We start from the raw sequence: 18,878 nt of genomic DNA, 5'->3' as shown, positions 1-18,878 counted from the left end.
CTCTCCCCTGACAACAACCGTTGTCAGGGATCAAGGTGTCCGAGCCTCGGGGACAACTCCAGCGCGTCGAGTTGACACCCCTACCTGCATGCAGCAAGAGCTGTGGCGCGACTCGTGACGGGACCCCACCGCCCAAGCCGTATGGGAAAGACGGCTCGCCTTCGGCATCGCGTGGGAAAGACGGCTCGCCTTCGGCATCGCGTGCGGTCAGGCGGTTGCTGCCTGGTCCGCCAGGCGCTTCGCCACCGCCAGCACCTCCGGGAGGATGCGGTTCACCGCCTCCTTGGTGAGCCGTCCCTCCGGGCCCGACACCGATACTGCGGCCAGCGTCGGCCCGCCCACCACCGGCACCGCGATGCACCGCACGCCGAGTTCCTGCTCGGACTCGTCCAGGGCGAAGCCGCGTTCTGAGATTTCGTCCAGCGAGTCGAGCAGTTCGGACGCGTCGGTGATCGTGTTGGACGTGTACGCGGGCAGGCCCGTGCGTTCCAGCAGTGCGCGCACGTCGGCACGGGGGAGTTGCGAGAGCATCGCCTTGCCCACGCCTGTGCCGTGTGGCAGGAGGCGGCGGCCCACCTCTGTGAACATGCGCATCGAGTGCTTTGACGGCACCTGCGCGACGTAGACGACCTCGTCGCCGTCCAGGACGGCCAGGTTCGCTGTTTCCTCTACCGAGTCGACCAGCTGTGAGAGCAAGGGGCGCGCCCAGGTGCCGTATTGGCGGGAGGCTGTCTCGCCGAGGCGGATCAGGCGCGAGCCGAGGGTGTAGCGCCTGTTGCTGTTCTGGCGCACATAGCCCAGCGTGACAAGGGTGCGGATGAGGCGGTGGATGGTGGGCAGGGGTAGGCCTGAGGTTGTCGCCAGCTCGGACAGTGATGCCTCGCCGCCTGCGTCTGCCAGGCGTTCCAGCAGGTCGAAGGCTCTTTGCAGGGACTGCACGCCACCTGTGGACACGTGCGGCTCCTCCCGTTGCAGTTCCGCAATGCAAAAACTATAGTCCACACAGCAAAACCGAGAGAGGTGGCTCCAGGTGCAGGTCCTGACCGAAGAGGCTCTTGAGTTCGTCGCGAAGCTGCATGAGGCGCACGCCGCCCGCAGGGACGAGTTGCTCGCCCTTCGCAAGGAGCGCCGGCCCCTCGGGTTCTTGCCGGAGACGCAGGACGTGCGGGACGGGGAGTGGCAGGTGGCCCCGGCGCCCGAGGCGCTGCGGGACCGGCGGGTCGAGATCACCGGGCCCACCGAGCGCAAGATGACGATCAACGCGCTGAACTCCGGGGCGAAGGTGTGGCTCGCGGATCTCGAGGACGCGAACACGCCGCACTGGGACAACGTCGTGCAGGGGCAGGTGAACCTGTACGAGGCGGCGCGGGAGACGATCGAGTTCACTTCGCCGGAGGGCAAGGAGTACCGGCTCAAGGGCGGGCCGTACCCGACGATCGTCGTGCGGCCGCGCGGGTGGCACCTGGACGAGCGCAACCTCGAGTTCGGTGGCCGCAAGGCCGTGGGCGCGCTGGTGGACTTCGGGTTGCACTTCTTCCACAACGCCGAGCTCGGCAAGCCGTACTACTACCTGCCGAAGATGGAGTCGCACCTCGAAGCGCGGCTGTGGAACGACGTCTTCACGACGGCGCAGAAGCTCAAGGGCGTGCCGCACGGGACGATCCGGGCGACGGTGCTCATCGAGACGATCCCGGCCGCGTTCCAGATGGAGGAGATCCTCTACGAGCTGCGCGACCACGCGTCGGGGCTCAACGCCGGTCGGTGGGACTACCTCTTCAGCGTCATCAAGTACTTCCGGGACGCGGGTGCGGACTACGTGCTGCCGGACCGCAACAGTGTCACGATGACGGCGCCGTTCATGCGCGCGTACACCGAGCTTCTGGTGAAGACGTGCCACAAGCGCGGGGCGTTCGCCATGGGTGGCATGGCCGCGTTCATCCCCAACAGGCGTGATCCCGAGGTCACCGAGAACGCGCTGCGCAAGGTCCGCGAGGACAAGACGCGCGAGGCGAACGATGGTTTCGACGGGTCGTGGGTGGCGCATCCTGATCTCGTGCCGATTTGCCGGGAGATCTTCGACGGGGTGCTGGGCGGCAGGCCCAACCAGGTCGACAAGCAGCGTCCCGAGGTCAGCGTCACGGCCGAGCAGCTGCTCGACTTCAAGTCGGCGGGCGGCGCGGCGACGCGGGCCGGGCTCGAGGGCGCTGTCGACGTCGGCGTGCGCTACATCGCGTCGTGGCTCGGCGGCAACGGCGCCGCGGCGATCCACAACCTGATGGAGGACGCGGCGACCGCGGAGATCAGCAGGTCGCAGATCTGGCAGTGGATCAACAACAAGGTCGTGCTCGACGACGGCACCCAGGTCACGGCGGACGCCGTGCGCGAGGTGATCGGCAGGGTCGGCGCCGGGCTCGAGGGGCCGCACGTCGCCGCTGCCGTCGAGCTGTTCGAGCAGGTCGCGTTGTCGGAGGACTTCGTGGACTTCCTGACGCTGCCGGCGTACGAGCGCATCTGATGTACGAGACATCGCTGTCCCCCGAGGACGTCGCGCGCGTGACAGCGCGGTTGTCCACTGTGGAGCGCAGCTTTCCGGTGGGCCGTCAGCCCGTGCACACGTGCTACGTGCCCGCCGGTCGCATCATCGGGTCCACGATCGCCGACTGGGGGCGTGAGGCCCTGGAGTCGATCGACCCCGAGTTGCTGCCGCCGCTGCCGGACGGTGTGCTGGAGCGGGTCGAGGCCAAGCTCCGGCGCGAACCGGTCGAGGACCTGCGGATCGACTTCGAGGACGGCTACGGCGCGCCCGAGGACGACGTCGAGGACATGGACGCCGAGAGCACGGCGATCCTGCTGTCCCGGTGGATCGACGACGGCACCGCGCCGCCGTCGTTCGGGCTGCGGATCAAGTCGTTCGACACGGCCGAACTGCGCGAGCGAGGCCTGCGCACGCTGGACATCTTCCTGACGGCGCTGGGAGAGGTCCCGCCGGGCTTCGTGATCACGTTCCCCAAGGTGACGTCGGCCGAGCAGGTCGAGGTGTTCGGCGAGGTGCTCGACCTCTTCGGCGGCGACCTGAAGTTCGAGATCCAGGTCGAGACCACGCGGTCCGTCGTCGACCGCGAGGGCCGCCTCGCGATCCCGCGGTTCATCGAGGCCGGACGCGGTCGCGTGACCGGCCTGCACTTCGGCACCTACGACTACACGGCCGACTGCGGGCTGTCCGCGGCGCAGCAGCACCTCGCCCACGGCGCGTGCGACTTCGCCCGCCACGTCATGCAGGTGTCCGCGGCCGGCACGGGTGTGCGGTTGTCGGATGGCTCGACCAACGTGCTGCCGGTCGGCGACCAGCTGCAACTCGGCTGGGACACGCATTACCGGCTCACGCGCCGTTCGCTCGAGCACGGCTTCTACCAGGGCTGGGACCTGCACCCGGCGCAGCTCGTGACGCGGTACGCCGCCGTCTACGCCTTCTACCGCGAAGGCCTGGAAGCGGACGCGGCACGGCTGAAGGCGTACGTCGAGCACGTCGCCGGTGGCGTTCTGGACGAACCGGCGACCGCTCAAGCGCTGTCCGCGTTCTTCCTCCGCGCGGTGGACTGCGGTGCGCTCGATCCGGTGGAGGTGCAGGCCGCGACGGGTCTGGACGAGTCAGCACTGCGGGGGCTTGTAACCCGATCGAGCTGATCGGGTCATCACCCGTTCGTGTGGTTCTGTCCATGGTTGTCGAATGTTCCCGGCGATGGGTGCAGGGTGGCTCGCATGAGCATGCGAGCCGGCCTCTGGACCGGCCTCCCCGACCTCGACTCCGCGGAGCACAAGTACCAGGTCGTCGCGTGCGACGGGGACGTGGACACGCTGATCCGGCTGCTCGGCAGGCCCGAGTGCAACGACGGGTCGCTCGACCACTTCGGGCGCGACCTCACCGCCGAAGGGGAACCGGACCACAACGTCGTGCTCGCCGTGCGTGGTTCGTGGGGCTACATGTACTACGTCGACAACACCTTCATGGGCTGGCCCAAAGGGTCCGTGGAAGCGCCGTACGTCAACGAGAAGTACACGGATTTCCCGCCCGGTGTCGGCGTTCCGCTGTGCCTGTACCGGCAGTTGCTGATCGAGTTCATGACGACGGGCGAACGGCCGACCGGCGTCGGCTGGTACAGCGAGGCCGACCTGTTCCACTCGTGGCGCGACCAGCAGATGTCGTTGCGCACGAAAGAAAACCGCTGATCGGCCCTGCTGGTTCAATGGCCCCATGAAGGCCGTGGTGATAGGCGGGGGAATCGCCGGCTTGCTGGCGGCGCGCGTGCTGGGCGAATCGCACGAAGTCGTTGTCCTGGAACGGGACGAGCTCTCCGACGAGCCCGAACCCCGGCCGGGTGTGCCGCAGGGCAGGCACGTGCACGGGTTGCTCGTGCGCGGCGGTGAGCTCCTGGAGGGGCTGTTCCCCGGCCTGCGCGCCGAACTCGTCGACGCCGGCGCGGCACTCGCCGACGCGGGGGACATGCGGATCCTGAACCCGCTCGGCTGGCTCGCCGCGGCGCCCACGGGCATGCCGCTGCTGTCGCTGAGCCGCCCGTTGCTGGAGACCAGCATCCGGCGGCGGGTGACGGCCGAGATCAGGACCGGTGTGCACGTCACCGGGTTGTCGTTGCGCGACGGTGTGGTGGACGGCGTGCGGACCCGTGACCACGGCAGGATCGACGCGGATCTCGTCGTCGACGCGTCCGGCAGGTCGTCGAAGCTGCCGGCCTGGCTCGCCGCCGCGGGGATCACGTCGCCGGAACCCGAGGTGGTCGACTCCCGCACCGGGTACGCGACCCGGATTTACACGGCGCCCAAGGACTTTCCCGTGGCGTACGCCGAAAGTCTCTCCGCACCGCACCTCCCGCGCGGGGTGGCGGCGATGCGCGTCGAGGGCGACCGGCTGATGGTCACGGCGCAGGGAGCCGCCGGTGATCACCCGCCGCGCGACCTCGACGGCTACCAGGAGTTCCTGGACTCGTTGCGGGTGCCGATCTCGGAGATGCTCGCCGGCGCCGAACCGCTCTCGCCCGTCTACCTGTTCGCCCGCACGGCCAGTCGCCGCCACGCCTTCGAGGCCACGGCGCACTGGCCGGGCGGGCTGGTGGCGGTGGGAGACGCGGTGTGCGCGTTCAACCCGGTGTACGGGCAGGGCATCACCGTGGCGGCGATGGAGGCGCTGTTGTTCCGGCGGCACACCGACTTCAGCGCGCAGGGGTGCCGGGCGTTCCAGCGGAAGGTCGCGAGGACGTCGAAGGGGACGTGGGCGATGTCCAGCAACGCCGACCGCGGCTGGGTGGAGACCAGGCGCGGTGGCCTGCTCGGCTGGTACCTGAAGAAGTGGCAGGCCGGGATCGTGCACGACCCCGACCTGTTCCGCCGCTTCGTCCGGGTCGTGCACATGGTCGCCTCACCGGCGACCCTGTTCAGCCCGGCGGTGTTCAGAAGGTTGGCAAAGTACTCCAGGCAAGCCCCGCCTCCGGGGCGTCGTCCCGCAGGATCGAACCCTCGATGAGCCCGTACGGGCGGTCCGCGGCGTAGAAGACCTCGTTGTCGTTCTCCAGGCCGAACGCGCTGAGGTCCACGAGGAAGTGGTGCTTGTTCGGCATGGAGAGCCGTACCTCGGCGACCTCGGGCCGGGTCTGCAGAACGGCCTCGCCCATCGCGTACAGCGTCTGCTGCAACGACAGGGAGTGCTTGTCCGCGAACGTCTTCAGCATGATCGACCGGATCTCGGCGTACGACTTCGCCCAGTCGGCGTCGGTGCCGGCGTAACGCCAGCGGGCCGTCACCGATGTCGCCAGGATGCGGTCGTCGGTCTCCTTCAGGGTCGTGTACGGGTCCTTGGGGTAGCCGTGGAACTCCGACCCGGTCGACTTCAGCACCACCAGGTCGCGCACGCCCGAGACGACCCAGGCGTTGGAGCCCTCGATCGTCACGGCGGTGGTGCGCTTCTCGTTCGACCCCTGCGAGAACGCGTGGTCGTGGCCGTCGATGCGCTCCCAGGCGTGCTCGTCGATCAGGATCCGCGCGCCGGAGATGGCCTCCTGCGTGCCGACGAAGTGCCGGCCCAGGCGCAGCGCGAAGTCCTCGATCTCACCGACCGGCGCCTCCTTGGCGAACGCGTAGACGGTGTTCTTCTGCGTGTCTGTCGCCAGCACCTTGGCGTTGTCGCCGGTGCGGTGCGTGTCGGCGAGGTCTCCGCGCAGCGAGGTGCTGACGGTCAGGTCTTTGATGGTGTGCACGGATCCGTTGCGCGACACCGTGACGAGGCGGTTCTCCGCCTTGCCGTACTGGTTGGGGCCCAGGACGATGGCCATGTTCAGCTCCCGATCAGCTTCTGCAGCCGCAAGGCGGCGATCTTCGCGAGTTCGTCGTTGACGACGCGGACCTCGACATCCGGCGGGTTGTCCATGCGCGAGGACAGGTTGCCGAGCATTTCCGCACCGCTCAGGCCGGTCGCGCACACCAGGTAGATGTGCCCGAACCGATCCTCGTACGCGGCGTTGGCGGCCGCCAGGCGATCAGCCTGGGAAGCGTCCACACCGGACTGTTCCGACCGCGACCACCTCGCCGACACCCCACCTGTCTTCTGTCGTTCGCCGATGCGCGGGTGCCCGGCGATGGCACCGAGCACCTCCTCGTCGGAAAGTCCTTGTGCGGCAACCGAAGAAGCCGCGAGGAGAGCATCCACCGACGCGTAGGGCCTGCCGGTCACCACGGCGTCGATCCAGCGGGGCACCGCGAGGCACTCGGTGAGCAGAGGACGGAGTTCGGCCTCCGGGGCGCTGTTGAAGCTGTCCACGGCTCTCCAAGTTTCTACATTGCGGAATTGAACTTCCACATTCTTGACCCGAGCCGCGCGGGATGTCTAGTGTCTCCGTAGTACGAAATCCAACTTCCGCAATGTGGAAGGACTAGCCACCAATGTTCGATGCGAACCTCTCGATGCTCTTCACGGAGCTACCGCTGTTGGAGCGTCCCCAAGCCGCACGCGCCGCCGGGTTCGACGCGGTCGAGATCTGGTGGCCGTTCGCGGACGCCGTACCCGAGACGCGCGAGATCGAGGCGTTCGAGAACGCGATCGTCGACGCGCGGGTCCGCCTGGTCGGCCTCAACCTCTACGCGGGCGACATGCCCGCGGGAGACAGGGGACTGACGAGCTGGCCCGGCCGCGAGACCGAGTTCCGCACGAACGTCGAGATCACCGCGGCCATCGCGGGCCGCCTCGGCTGCCGCACGCTCAACGCGCTGCACGGCAACTTCGAGACCACCGCGCAGACCGTCTCCAACTACCGCTTCGCCGCCGACGTCGCGGCGGAGATCGGCGCCCAGCTCGTGATCGAACCGCTGAGCGGCGCGCCGCAGTACCCGATCAAGATCGCCCACCAGGCGTTCGAGCTGATCGACGAGATCGACCGCGGCAACGTGAAGCTGCTCGCGGACCTCTACCACCTCGCCACGAACGGCGACGACCTCGACGTCCTCGCCGACCACGTCGACCGCATCGGTCACGTGCAGATCGCCGACGCTCCCGGACGCGGTGAGCCCGGCACCGGCGAGCTCGACCTCTTCGGGCATCTCGCGAAGCTCCGCGCCAACGGCTACACGGGTTTCGTCGGCGCCGAGTACAAGCCCGTCACCCACTCCTTCGCTTGGAGGGATCAAGCATGACCCGCATCGGTTTCATCGGACTCGGCATCATGGGCAGCCCGATGGCGGCCCACCTCGTAGCCGCCGGGCACGACGTGACGGGCTTCGACCTCAGCTCGGCTTCGCTGGAGAAACTGGAAGCAGACGGCGGCAAAGCGGCTTCGAGTGCTCAGGAGGCCGTGAGCGGCGCCGAGGTCGTCATCACGATGCTGCCCAACCACCCGCAGGTCGAGGCGGTGATCGACGAGGTCACGTTCGACGACGGCACGTTGCTGGTCGACATGAGCACGATCCGCCCGTTCACCTCGATCGACATCGCGAAGAGGCTGACGAACGTCCGGGTGCTCGACGCGCCCGTGTCCGGCGGTCAGACCGGTGCGGTGCAGGCGTCGCTCAGCATCATGGTCGGCGGCGACGAGGCCGACTTCGCCGCCGCCAGGCCGTTCCTGGAGGTCGTCGGCAAGACGATCGTCCACGTCGGTCCGCACGGCGCAGGCCAGGTCGTGAAGGCCGCGAACCAGCTGATGGTCGGCGGCATCTACGCCCTCGTCGCGGAGTCGATCGTGCTGCTGGAAGCGAGTGGCGTCGACCCGAAGGCGGGCCTCGACGTGCTCGCCGGCGGTCTCGCCGCGAACCGGATCCTCGACCTCAAGCGCGAGTCGATGATCGCGCGCGAGTTCCAGCCGGGCTTCCGGATCGACCTGCACCACAAGGACATGGGCATCGCACTGGACGCGGCGCGCTCCGCCGACGTCGCGCTGCCGGTCACCAACCAGATCGCCGCGCTGATCGCGGCGGCACGCGCGCAGGGTTACGGGTCGCTCGACCACTCCGCGCTGCTCAAGGTCATCGAGAACTTCGCGGGAAGGTCCTGACATGCCGAAGATCCCAGTCATGCAAGCGGTCGTCGAGGTCCTCAAGTCCGAGGGCATCGACGTCGTGTTCGGCTGCCCCGGCGCCGCGATCCTCCCGCTGTACAAGGCGATGGAGCAGGACGGCTCGATCGAGCACCTCATCGTGCGCCACGAGGAAGGCGCCACGCACATGGCCGACGGCTGGTCGCGCACGACCGGCAACGTCGGTGTCGCGATCGGCACCTCGGGCCCGGCCGGCACGAACATGATCACCGGCCTCTACACCGCGCAGGCCGACTCGGTGCCGATCCTGTGCATCACCGGCCAGGCCGCGGTCTCCAAGCTGCACCAGGAGGCGTTCCAGGCCGTCGACATCGTCTCGATCGCCGCCCCCGTCACGAAGTGGGCGGTGCAGGTCAAGGAAGCCGCGCAGATGCCGTGGATCTTCCGCGAGGCGTTCCGGATCGCCCGTTCCGGCCGGCCGGGCCCGGTCCTGATCGACCTGCCGATCGACGTGCAGAAGCAGGAGATCGAATGGGACTCCACGATCGACGAACCGTTGCCCGTGCCCAAAATCGCGCCGAGTGACGCACGGGTCGAGCGCGCGCTGGACATGCTGCTCGCCGCCGAACGCCCACTGCTGCTCGCCGGTGGCGGTGTCATCCTCGGCGAGGCGTCCGCCGAGCTGCTGGAGCTGGCCGAGTTCCTGCAGATCCCCGTTCAGGCCACGCTGATGGGCAAGGGCGCGCTCGACGAGGACCACCCGCTCTACGCGGGCATGACCGGCATCCAGACCTCGCAGCGCTACGGCAACGCCTCGTTCCTGGAGTCGGACCTGGTGCTGGCGCTGGGCGCGCGCTTCGGCGACCGGCACACCGGCGACCTCGCGACCTACCGCGGCGATCGCAAGTTCATCCACGTCGACGTCGAGCCGACGCAGATCGGCAAGGTCTTCGGGCCCGACCTCGGGATCGTCGCGGACACCAAGGTGTTCCTGCAGGCCCTCCTCGAGAAGGCTCGTGCGCGCGGGGCTCGCGAAGCGGGAGCCTGGGTGGAGCGTTGCCAGGAGCTCAAGCGGACGCTGCTCAGGCGTGAAGACTTCGACACCGTGCCGGTCAAGGCGCCGCGGGTCTTCAAGGAGATCAACGAGTTCTACGGCCCGGACACCTACTTCGTCACGGCCATCGGGCTCTACCAGATCTGGTCCGGCCAGCACCAGAAGGCGCACAAGCCGCGGCACTACCAGGTCTGCGGCCAGGCCGGTCCGCTCGGCTGGGAGATCCCGGCGGCGATCGGCGTGAAGAAGGCCCGGCCGGACGCCGAGGTCGTCGGTGTCGTCGGCGACTACTCGTTCCAGTTCTTGGTGGAGGAACTCGCGGTCGGCGCCCAGTACGACGTGCCGTTCGTGCTGATCATGCTGAACAACGAGTACCTCGGCCTGATCAGGATGGCCGAGGACCACGGCGGCTACGACATGAAGTACGAGGTCGACATCCACTACGACACCAGCGGCTCGGACAACGTGAAGATCATGGAGGCCTACGGCTGCTCCGGCATCCGGGTCGCCGATCCGAGCGAGATCCGCACGTCGCTCGAGTGGGCGCGCAAGGAGGCCGACAGGACGTCGCGGCCGGTGCTCGTGGAGATCATGATCGAACGCGAGGGCAACACCGCGAACGGCACGTCGATCGCCGCGATGAAGGAATTCGAGCCGCTGCCGTGAGTGCCGTGATCATCGCGCCGGACAAGTTCAAGGGATCGCTCACCGCCCCGCAGGTCGCCGCCGCCGTCGCGCGCGGCCTGCGGGAGGCGGTCCCGGACGTGGACGTGCGCCTCCTCCCGGTGGCCGACGGCGGTGACGGCACGGTCGACGCCGCCGTCGCCGCCGGGTTCGTGAAGGTCGGGCGCTGGGTCACCGGCCCGGTCGGCAGGCCGGTGCCCGCGTCGTTCGCCGTGCGCGGCACGACCGCCGTGGTCGAGGTGGCCTCGGCGGCCGGGCTGACGTTGCTGGAGAGGCCCGCGCCGCTGGACGCCACCAGCCACGGCGTCGGTGAGCTGCTCAAGGCCGCGCTCGACGCCGGTTGCTCCACGGTCGTGCTCGGGCTGGGTGGCAGCGCCTGCACGGACGGTGGCGCGGGGATGCTGGAGGCGCTCGGCAAGACGTCGTTCGACGGCGTCGACCTCGTGCTGGCCTCGGACGTGGACAACCCGCTGCTCGGCCCGTCCGGCGCCGCGGCGGTCTACGGACCGCAGAAGGGCGCCTCACCCGAGCAGGTGGAGATCCTCGAAGCACGCCTGGCCGATTTCGCCGCGCGGATCGGGCCGGAGCACGCCTCACTGCCCGGTGCGGGCGCGGCCGGTGGGATCGGGTTCGCGGCCCTGGCGGTGCTGGGTGCGCGGTTCAGGCCCGGCATCGAGGTGGTGCTGGAACTGGCCGGGTTCGCCGAGGCCGTCGCGGACGCGTCGCTGGTGGTCACCGGTGAGGGGTCGCTGGACGCGCAGACCCGCCACGGCAAGGCGCCGTACGGGGTGGTGAAGGCCTCGGGCGACGTGCCGGTGGTCGCGGTGGCGGGGCAGTGCTCCGTCGAGCCCGGTGACCTGGGGTTGAAGGCCGCCTACGCGCTGTTGGACGTCGAGCCCGACGTCACGCGGTGCATGGCGCGGGCCGATTCGCTTCTCACCGTTCTAGGCGGTCGCATCGCCCGCGACTGGGTGTCACAGTGAGTGCCATGGACCTGGTCTTCCGCGCCCGCAGGGTCGTGACCCCGCAGGGTGAGATCGCGTGCGACGTGGGCGTCGCCGACGGCAGGGTGGTCGCCGTCGAACCGTTCATCGACTCGCCGAACGTCGTGCGGCTCGCCGACGACGAGGTGCTGCTGCCGGGCCTGGTCGACACCCACGTGCACGTCAACGACCCCGGCCGCAGCGAGTGGGAGGGCTTCGAGACCGCCACCCGTGCCGCTGCCGCCGGCGGCGTCACGACGATCATCGACATGCCGCTCAACAGCATCCCGCCGACGGTCGAGGTCGCCGCGCTGGAGATCAAGCGCAAGGCCGCGGCGGCCGTCTCGGTGGACGTCGGGTTCTGGGGCGGCATCATCCCCGGCAACCTCGCCGACCTGAAACCGTTGCACGAGGCCGGCGTCTTCGGCTTCAAGTGCTTCCTGCTGCACTCGGGCGTGGACGAGTTCCCGGCGGTGAGCACTGCTGAACTCGAAGCCGCACTAAGAGAGTTGGCGACGCTCGACGCGTTGACGATCGTGCACGCCGAGGACGCGCACACGGTTCGTGAGTCCGAACCGGACTACGCGGGGTTCCTGGCGTCACGGCCGCGCGAGGCCGAGAACAAGGCGATCCGTGACGTCGTGGAACTGACCCGCAGGACCGGCGCTCGCACGCACGTCCTGCACCTCTCGTCGTCCGACGCGCTCTCGATCCTGAGCGCCGCCAAGCGCGAAAGCCTGCGGATCACCGCCGAGACGTGCCCGCACTACCTCACGTTCACGGCGGAGGAGATCCACGACGGGCAGACGGAGTTCAAGTGCTGCCCGCCGATCCGTGAGGCGGAGAACCGCGAGGCGCTGTGGCAGGGCCTGCGCGACGGTGTGATCGACCTGGTCGTGAGCGACCACTCGCCGAGCACCGTGGAGCTGAAGGAAGGCGACTTCGCCACGGCGTGGGGTGGCATCGCGTCGCTGCAGCTCGGTCTGCCGGCGGTGTGGACCGGCGCACGGGAACGCGGCTTCCAGCTCACCGACGTCGTCCGCTGGATGGCGACCCATCCGGCACGTCAGGTCGGGCTGGAGACCAAGGGCGCCATCGAGGTAGGCAAGGACGCGGACCTCGTCGTGTTCGCACCGGACGAGACCTTCGTGGTGGACAAGGAAAAGCTGCACCACCGCAACCCGGTCACGCCCTACCACGGTCGCACGTTGCACGGTGTCGTGCGCCAGACGTGGTTGCGGGGCAAGGAAACCAGTACAACGCAAGGAAAGCTGCTCAGACGAGGAGAAGCATGACGGAGTGGACACGGCTGCCCGATCTCGCCTCGCGCGCGGTCGGAGGTGGTGTGGTGTGGGCGAACGACGAGCTGTTCGCCGAGCGGGAGAACCTCATCAAGCCCGCCGAGCCGGTCTACCAGACTTACACCTTCGGCCACAAAGGCCAGGTCTACGACGGCTGGGAGACCCGCCGCCGTCGTGAGGCCGGTGTCGACCAGGCCGTGATCAGGCTCGGCATGCCCGGTGTCGTGCGCGGGATCGTCGTCGACACGGCGTTCTTCAAGGGCAACTACCCGCCGTTCTGCTGGGTCGAGGGCGCGCAGGTCGACGGCTACCCGTCCGCCGGCGAGATCACCGAGTGGTTCCCGCTGGTCGAACGCACCGCGTTGAAGGGCGACGAGAAGCACTTCTTCGACGTGAAGGAGGGGCGCCGCGTCACGCACGTACGCCTCACCATCGATCCGGACGGCGGTGTGGCGAGGCTGCGCGTGCACGGCGAACCGCTCGCCGATCCGCGCCTGCTCGTCGGCGGTGTCGACCTGGCCGCGCTGGAGAACGGCGCCGTCGTCACCGGCTGCAGCAACATGTTCTACAGCTCGCCCAACAACCTCATCGCTCCTGGTCAGGCCACGCTCATGGGCGAGGGCTGGGAGACGGCGCGCCGGCGCGACGACGGCAACGACTGGGTGTCGCTGAGGCTCGCCGCCCCCGGAGTCGTCCGGCTCGTGGAGCTCGACACCAGCCACTTCAAGGGCAACGCACCGGGATGGGCATCGGTCAGGGGCTGCGACGAGCGCACGGACCCGGACACGTGGTTCGACCTCCTGCCGCGCACCCGGCTGCAGCCCGACACGAGGCACCGGTTCGTCGTGGACGCGACCGAGGCGACGGCCGTGCGGCTCGACATCTACCCGGACGGCGGAATGGCACGCCTCCGCATCCTCGGCACCCCTACGAGTGACGGCCTAGCACACCTTCAGGCCATGTGGAACAAAACGACTAACTGACTGTGGTTGTACGACCACAGTCTGATTCGCTCCCCTACCTCAGTTGGTTGTCCACGTCACACGATCGGTGGAAGCGTTCCTCCCGCAAGTTCGGGGATCTAGGGAGGAGTTCCATGCAACCGATGGTGCGCGTCTTCGGTGCCGCGCTCGCGAGTTCTGCATTGGTACTAGGTGCGAGTCAGGTCGCGATCGCGGCTCCGGAAGGGCAGCCGGAGTACAAGGTGGGCGCGGTCGACTGGAAGCCGTGTGAAGAGGTGCCGACGGTCGAGTGCGGCTTCCTCGAACTGCCGGTCGACTACGCGAAGCCGAGAGGCGAGAAGTTCCAGCTGGCCGTGTCGCGCCGCAAGGCGAACGACCCGTCGCAGCGCATCGGCGCGATGGTGATCAACCCCGGCGGACCGGGCGGGTCGGGTGTCGACTTCTCGTTCGGCGCCGACGGCTACTTCAGCAAGGAGATCGTCGACAAGTTCGACATCATCGGGTTCGACCCGCGCGGTGTCGCGCGCAGCGCGCCGATCAAGTGCTCGGCGGAGCTGCTGCAGAAGCAGCCGTCGGTCCACCCGAAGAGCAAGGCCGAGTTCGACGCCCTGGTCACGTACAACAAGGCGCTGCGCGAGGACTGCCGCAAGCAGTCCGGCGCGATCTTCGACAACGCCTCGACCGCGGAGGTGGCGCAGGACATCGACGCCATCCGCCGCGCCCTGGGCGAGAAGAAGATCAACTATTACGGCATCTCGTACGGCACCATCATGGGTCAGCACTACGCGGAGCGCTTCGGCAAGAACATCCGCGCCATGATCATCGACTCCAACATGGACCACAGCCTCGGCACCAAGCAGTTCCTCGACTCCGAGGCGCGCACGGCCGAGGACTCGTTCGACGAGTGGATCAAGTGGAACGACCGCTCGGCCTCGTCGCCGTTCCACGGCCAGGACCTCCGCAAGATCTGGAAGGACCTGCTGGCCAAGGCGGAACGCGGTGAGGTGCCCGCTCCCTGGGACCCGGCCGTCAAGCTGACGCCGGAGGACCTCGGTGGCGGTGTGACCAGCATGGCCTACGGGCCGAACTGGAAGGGCTTCGCCGACCAGATCAAGCAGATCATCGACGGCCTGCAGGCCCCGAAGTCGGCGTTCTCGGCCTTCGCGGCCGAGGAGACGTTCGACAACCCGTTCCCCGGCATCTTCTGCAACGACTACAACCTGCGCGTGAGCTCGTGGGGCGAGTACCAGTCGCTGGTGAAGTCGGAGTACCGGATCGCGCCGAACACCCGCGGCTCCTCGCTCGGCCACGGCGCCATGATGGGCTGCGTCGGGTTCCCGAAGGCCACGAACCCGCAGCGCACGCTGAAGATCAAGAACTCGCCGAAGATCCTGCTCACCAACGCCAAGCACGACCCGGCGACGGCCTACGAGTGGGCGGTCAACGCACACCGCCAGTCCCGTGACACCACCGTCTTCGTGACCTACGAAGGCTGGGGCCACGGCGTCTACGACCGCAGCGAGTGCACGCTGAAGATCAACAACGAGTACCTGGTCTCGCTGAAGCTGCCTCGCAACGGCACGTCCTGCGCCGCTGTCGAGCCGGTGGAGCAGGCCTCGGTCCAGTCGGCGAGGCCGCGGGTCCCGGCGGGCCCGTTCTCGCTCCGCTGACGCAGGTCACCATCTATACCCCCGGTGTATACGCCGGGGGTATAGTGCTGCCCCATGGCTGGCCTGTGGTGGCCTCGCGGGAAGGGTGCGTGGGCGCGGTTCGCGTTCACGGCCTTCGGTGTGGCCGTTGGTGTCACTGTGTTGATGCTCTGCCTCACGGCCCAAAGCGCGCTGCAGGGCCGTTCTGATCGTTCGGCGTGGCAGTACACCCGCGCGGACACGCCCGGTACCGGCTCCGTGCGGTGGCTGGCCGTCACCGACCACTTCCACGGCGAGCAGGTGCTGCGGATCCACGTCGTCGCCGGGCCTGACTCGCCCTCGCCGGGCTTCCCGCTGCCCCGGGCCGGCGAAGTCGTCGCCTCGCCGGCGATGCAGCGGTTGTTCGCGTCCACTCCGGACGATCAGCTCGACGACCGCTTTCCGGGTGAGGTCACCGGGACGATCCCGGTGGACCTGCTGTCGCACCCCGAGCAGCTCATCGCCGTCGTGGGCGGCGAGGTGCCCGGAATGTTCACGGCGGCCGGCATCGCCACCTCGCCCGACCACGCGTTCTTCGCGTTCGCCCGGATCATCGTCGGGATCGCGGCGCTGGTGCTGCTCGTTCCCGTCGCGGTGTTCGTCGTGATGGCGAGCAGGATCGCCGCGGCCCAGCGGGAGCGGCGCCTGGCCGCGTTGAGGTTGGTGGGCGCCACCCGGTCGCAGACGGCGGCGATCGCGGCGGTGGAGTCCGGGATCGCGGCTCTGGCGGGGACGTTCGCGGGCTGGCTCGCCTACGAGGGGCTGCGCCGCGTGCTCGCTTCTTCGGTCACCTACGAAGGCTTTCCGTTCCACGCCGCCGACGTGCGGGCGCCGCTGGCCGCGCTGGTCCTCGTGCCGCTGCTCGCCGTTCTCGTCTCCGTGTTCCCGTTGCGCCGCAACGCCTCCAAGCTGCCCACCGCAGTGCGCGCGTTGCCTCTGGCGGTGGGGATCGGCGGGTTGTTCCTGGTCACGTACACCTCGGCGGCCGGTTTCGACGAGCTGGCCGCGCTGTTCGTGATCTCGACCGTGGTGGGCGCCCTCGTCGTTGGCCCGTGGGTGTGCTTGCAGGTCGGACGGCTGCTGGCGAGGGCTCGCAGCGCCACGACCGCACTGGCGGCACGGCGGATCGAGCACGACCCGAAAGCGTCGTTCCGGGCGGCGAGCGCCCTGGTGTTCGCGGCCTTCGCGGCGACGTACCTGAGCGGCCTGGTCAGCGCGTACGGCGACCTGCCCGGCACCGGCATCCCGCCCGGCGTGGTGACCGTGTTCGACGGCCGCGACCGCGAGATCGTCAGCGACGGCACGATGGCGGACGAGGAACGCATCCGCACGCGCGAGGCGATCGCCTCGCCGAACGCCATCATCAACACCCGCCGCGAGTTCGTGCTGCGCGAGCGGCGGCTGTGGGACGACGTCGAGTCCGCCGTCCACTTCGCCGTCACGATCGTCGTGGTGGTCGCGGGATGCGGCGTGGCGGCGGGCGCGGCCGGCGGAGTGCTCGAACGGCGGCGCTCGTTCGCGCTGCTGAGGGCGAGCGGCACGACGCTCGGTCAGTTGCGGCGGGTCGTGGTGCTGGAGACGGGCGTGCCGCTGGTGGCGATGACCGGGCTCGGCGTGGCGCTGGGCGTGCTCACGCTGGTCGCGACGAAGGGACCGCTGCCGACGCCGGGGTTCGCCGCCGTCGTGGCGTCCGGGCTGGCCGTGGCGTTGCTGGTCGCCGCGACCCCGCTGGCCGTGCTGGAGCGGGCCTCGGGAATCGACGCCATCCGCCCCGGAACGTCCGCGTGATCACCGCATCGGTGGACGGCGCCGGCTACTTCCCGTGACCGTTCCGAGGCCGTGAGGTGCCCGAATCGGTCCCGTGAACGCCGCGAAACGCGGACGTAACAACGTTCACCCCACAGTTCACCTCCGCGAAACGTTCCACGCGGCCCGGTGAAACAGGACATCTCGATGCTCCCTGCAACCGACGTGCAGTGGAGGTCGAAGTGGATACAGGGGACACCGCCTGGGTGCTCACCAGCGCCGCATTGGTGCTGCTGATGACGCCGGGCCTCGCCTTCTTCTACGGGGGCATGGTCCGTTCGAAGAGCGTGCTCAACATGATGATGATGAGCCTGGGCGCCATGGCCGTGGTCGGTGTCCTGTGGGTGCTGTTCGGGTACTCGATGGCATTCGGCGGGGACGTCGGCGGAGGCCTGCTCGGTAAGCCGTTCGAGTTCTTCGGCCTCGACGGGCTGCTGGCCGCCGACTCGTTGTTCGGCAAGATCCCGAGCACGGTGTTCGTGGCGTTCCAGGCGATGTTCGCGATCATCACGGTCGCGCTGATCTCCGGCGCCATCGCCGACCGCGCCCGTTTCGGCCCGTGGCTGCTGTTCGCGGGTCTCTGGGCCACGATCGTCTACTTCCCGGTCGCGCACTGGGTGTTCGACTTCGACGGCAAGGACGAGGCCGGCAACGTCATCGACCCCGGCGGCTGGATCGCCAACAAGCTCCTCGCGATCGACTTCGCGGGCGGCACGGCGGTGCACATCAACGCCGGTGCGGCGGGTCTCGCCCTCGCGATCGTCCTCGGCAAGCGCGTCGGCTGGCCCAAGGAGCCCATGAAGCCGCACAGCCTGCCGCTGGTCGTGCTCGGCGCCGGTCTGCTGTGGTTCGGCTGGTTCGGGTTCAACGCCGGTTCCGCCCTGGGCGCCAACGGCACCGCGGGCGTCACGTTCGTCAACACCATCGTCGCCACCTGCGCCGCGATGCTCGGCTGGCTGCTGACCGAGCGCATCCGCGACGGCAAGGCCACCACGCTCGGCGCCGCGTCGGGCGTCATCGCCGGTCTGGTCGCCATCACGCCCGCCTGTTCGGCCGTCACGCCGATCGGCGCCATCGCGATCGGCGCGATCACCGGTGTCCTGTGCGCCCTGGCCGTGTCGCTCAAGTACCGCTTCGGCTTCGACGACTCGCTCGACGTCGTCGGCGTGCACCTCGTCGGTGGTCTGTCCGGCACGATCCTGATCGGCTTCTTCGCCAGCGAGGCCGCTCCGGCCAAGATCAACGGCCTGTTCTACGGCGGCGGCTTCGACCAGCTGTGGCGCCAGGCGGTCGGCGCGTTCGCGGTGCTCGGCTACTCGTTCGTGCTGAGCCTCGCCCTCGGTTACCTGGTGAAGTTCACCGTCGGCTTCCGCGCCACGGAAGAGGCCGAGGTCGCGAGCATCGACGAGTCCGAGCACGCTGAGCGCGCCTACGAGTACGGCAGCCTCACCAGTGCGCGGGGCACCGGCAAGCCGAGCGTGGCCGCGGGCGCGACCGCGGTCCTCGAGGGGAGCAACAAGAAATGAAGCTGGTCACCGCGATCATCAAGCCGTTCACGCTCGACGACGTGAAGAGCTCCCTGGAACAGCTCGGGGTGCTGGGCATGACCGTCAGCGAGGTGCAGGGCTACGGCCGCCAGAAGGGCCACACCGAGGTCTACCGCGGCGCCGAGTACTCGGTGGACTTCGTGCCCAAGATCAAGATCGAGGTCGTCATCGACGACACCGCCGTCGACAAGGTGCTGGAAGCGGTCGTCGAGGCCGCCCGCACCGGCAAGATCGGCGACGGGAAGGTCTGGGTCACTCCGGTCGAGACGGTCGTGCGCGTGCGCACGGGCGAACGCGGATCGGATGCGCTTTAACCAATAGG

The 18,878-nt window shown here is 68.8% G+C and carries 17 protein-coding genes; 14 read left to right on the top strand and 3 right to left on the bottom strand.

Features of this window, described 5'->3' with window-relative positions; genetic code table 11:
• Positions 1-207: 207 nt before the first annotated feature.
• Positions 208-954, bottom strand: coding sequence for an IclR family transcriptional regulator (locus IE307_RS31885; RefSeq protein WP_229905256.1), 747 nt, complete (start codon positions 952-954; stop codon positions 208-210).
• A 76-nt stretch (positions 955-1,030) separates the two neighbouring features.
• Here IE307_RS31885 and aceB point away from each other — a divergent pair, with 76 nt between their 5' ends.
• From aceB to IE307_RS31865, 4 genes are all read left to right on the top strand, one after another.
• Positions 1,031-2,515 carry a malate synthase A gene (aceB, locus tag IE307_RS31880; protein WP_191303080.1) on the top strand — a complete coding sequence of 495 codons (1,485 nt, stop codon included), beginning with the start codon at positions 1,031-1,033 and terminating at the stop codon, positions 2,513-2,515.
• Positions 2,515-3,684 (top strand): DUF6986 family protein, encoded by a 1,170-nt coding sequence (locus IE307_RS31875; RefSeq protein WP_191303079.1) that lies wholly within the window; start codon positions 2,515-2,517, stop codon positions 3,682-3,684. Before aceB ends, IE307_RS31875 begins: the two co-directional genes overlap by 1 nt.
• A 75-nt stretch (positions 3,685-3,759) precedes the next feature.
• Positions 3,760-4,227 carry an Imm1 family immunity protein gene (locus IE307_RS31870; RefSeq protein WP_191303078.1) on the top strand — a complete coding sequence of 156 codons (468 nt, stop codon included), beginning with the start codon at positions 3,760-3,762 and terminating at the stop codon, positions 4,225-4,227.
• A 25-nt stretch (positions 4,228-4,252) separates the two neighbouring features.
• Positions 4,253-5,536: an NAD(P)/FAD-dependent oxidoreductase gene (locus IE307_RS31865; RefSeq protein ID WP_191303077.1), complete on the top strand. Its 1,284-nt coding sequence runs from the start codon at positions 4,253-4,255 to the stop codon at positions 5,534-5,536.
• Here IE307_RS31865 and pucL read toward each other — a convergent pair.
• Together pucL and uraD are read right to left on the bottom strand one after the other, a co-directional pair.
• Positions 5,463-6,341: a factor-independent urate hydroxylase gene (pucL, locus tag IE307_RS31860; RefSeq protein ID WP_191303076.1), complete on the bottom strand. Its 879-nt coding sequence runs from the start codon at positions 6,339-6,341 to the stop codon at positions 5,463-5,465. The genes IE307_RS31865 and pucL overlap by 74 nt on opposite strands.
• A 2-nt stretch (positions 6,342-6,343) precedes the next feature.
• The gene (gene uraD / locus IE307_RS31855) at positions 6,344-6,826 is read right to left on the bottom strand and encodes a 2-oxo-4-hydroxy-4-carboxy-5-ureidoimidazoline decarboxylase (protein WP_191303075.1); all 483 of its coding nucleotides are present in this window, start codon (positions 6,824-6,826) and stop codon (positions 6,344-6,346) included.
• Between the two features lie 122 nt (positions 6,827-6,948).
• Between uraD and IE307_RS31850 the strand changes: the two genes are divergently transcribed.
• The 10 genes from IE307_RS31850 (at position 6,949) to IE307_RS31805 (ending at position 18,870) form a co-directional block, all read left to right on the top strand.
• On the top strand, positions 6,949-7,695 hold the full coding sequence (locus IE307_RS31850; protein WP_191303074.1) for a hydroxypyruvate isomerase family protein: 747 nt from the start codon (positions 6,949-6,951) through the stop codon (positions 7,693-7,695).
• Positions 7,692-8,549, top strand: coding sequence for an NAD(P)-dependent oxidoreductase (locus tag IE307_RS31845; RefSeq protein ID WP_191303073.1), 858 nt, complete (start codon positions 7,692-7,694; stop codon positions 8,547-8,549). The genes IE307_RS31850 and IE307_RS31845 overlap by 4 nt, the downstream gene beginning before the upstream one ends.
• Position 8,550: 1 nt before the next feature.
• Positions 8,551-10,251, top strand: a complete 1,701-nt coding sequence (gcl, locus tag IE307_RS31840; RefSeq protein ID WP_191303072.1) for a glyoxylate carboligase — start codon at positions 8,551-8,553, stop codon at positions 10,249-10,251.
• Complete coding sequence (locus tag IE307_RS31835) at positions 10,248-11,252, top strand: glycerate kinase family protein (RefSeq protein WP_229905255.1); 1,005 nt, start codon at positions 10,248-10,250, stop codon at positions 11,250-11,252. The genes gcl and IE307_RS31835 overlap by 4 nt, the downstream gene beginning before the upstream one ends.
• A 5-nt stretch (positions 11,253-11,257) precedes the next feature.
• Positions 11,258-12,547, top strand: coding sequence for an allantoinase AllB (allB, locus tag IE307_RS31830; RefSeq protein ID WP_191303071.1), 1,290 nt, complete (start codon positions 11,258-11,260; stop codon positions 12,545-12,547).
• On the top strand, positions 12,544-13,536 hold the full coding sequence (alc, locus tag IE307_RS31825) for an allantoicase (RefSeq protein ID WP_191303070.1): 993 nt from the start codon (positions 12,544-12,546) through the stop codon (positions 13,534-13,536). The genes allB and alc overlap by 4 nt, the downstream gene beginning before the upstream one ends.
• A gap of 113 nt (positions 13,537-13,649) precedes the next feature.
• Positions 13,650-15,185, top strand: a complete 1,536-nt coding sequence (locus IE307_RS31820; protein WP_191303069.1) for an alpha/beta fold hydrolase — start codon at positions 13,650-13,652, stop codon at positions 15,183-15,185.
• A gap of 54 nt (positions 15,186-15,239) precedes the next feature.
• Positions 15,240-16,991 carry an FtsX-like permease family protein gene (locus IE307_RS31815; protein WP_191303068.1) on the top strand — a complete coding sequence of 584 codons (1,752 nt, stop codon included), beginning with the start codon at positions 15,240-15,242 and terminating at the stop codon, positions 16,989-16,991.
• 200 nt (positions 16,992-17,191) lie between these two features.
• A complete protein-coding gene (locus tag IE307_RS31810) occupies positions 17,192-18,535 on the top strand; it encodes an ammonium transporter (RefSeq protein WP_191303067.1) in 1,344 nt (447 codons plus the stop codon).
• Positions 18,532-18,870: a P-II family nitrogen regulator gene (locus IE307_RS31805; protein WP_090095448.1), complete on the top strand. Its 339-nt coding sequence runs from the start codon at positions 18,532-18,534 to the stop codon at positions 18,868-18,870. Before IE307_RS31810 ends, IE307_RS31805 begins: the two co-directional genes overlap by 4 nt.
• The last annotated feature ends 8 nt before the right edge of the window (positions 18,871-18,878 follow it).

The organism is Lentzea cavernae, assembly GCF_014653695.1.
Classification (GTDB): Bacteria; Actinomycetota; Actinomycetes; order Mycobacteriales; family Pseudonocardiaceae; genus Lentzea; species Lentzea cavernae.
The sequence above is the reverse complement of the archived record's forward strand: the minus strand, read 5'-3'. Positions and strand labels throughout refer to the sequence as shown.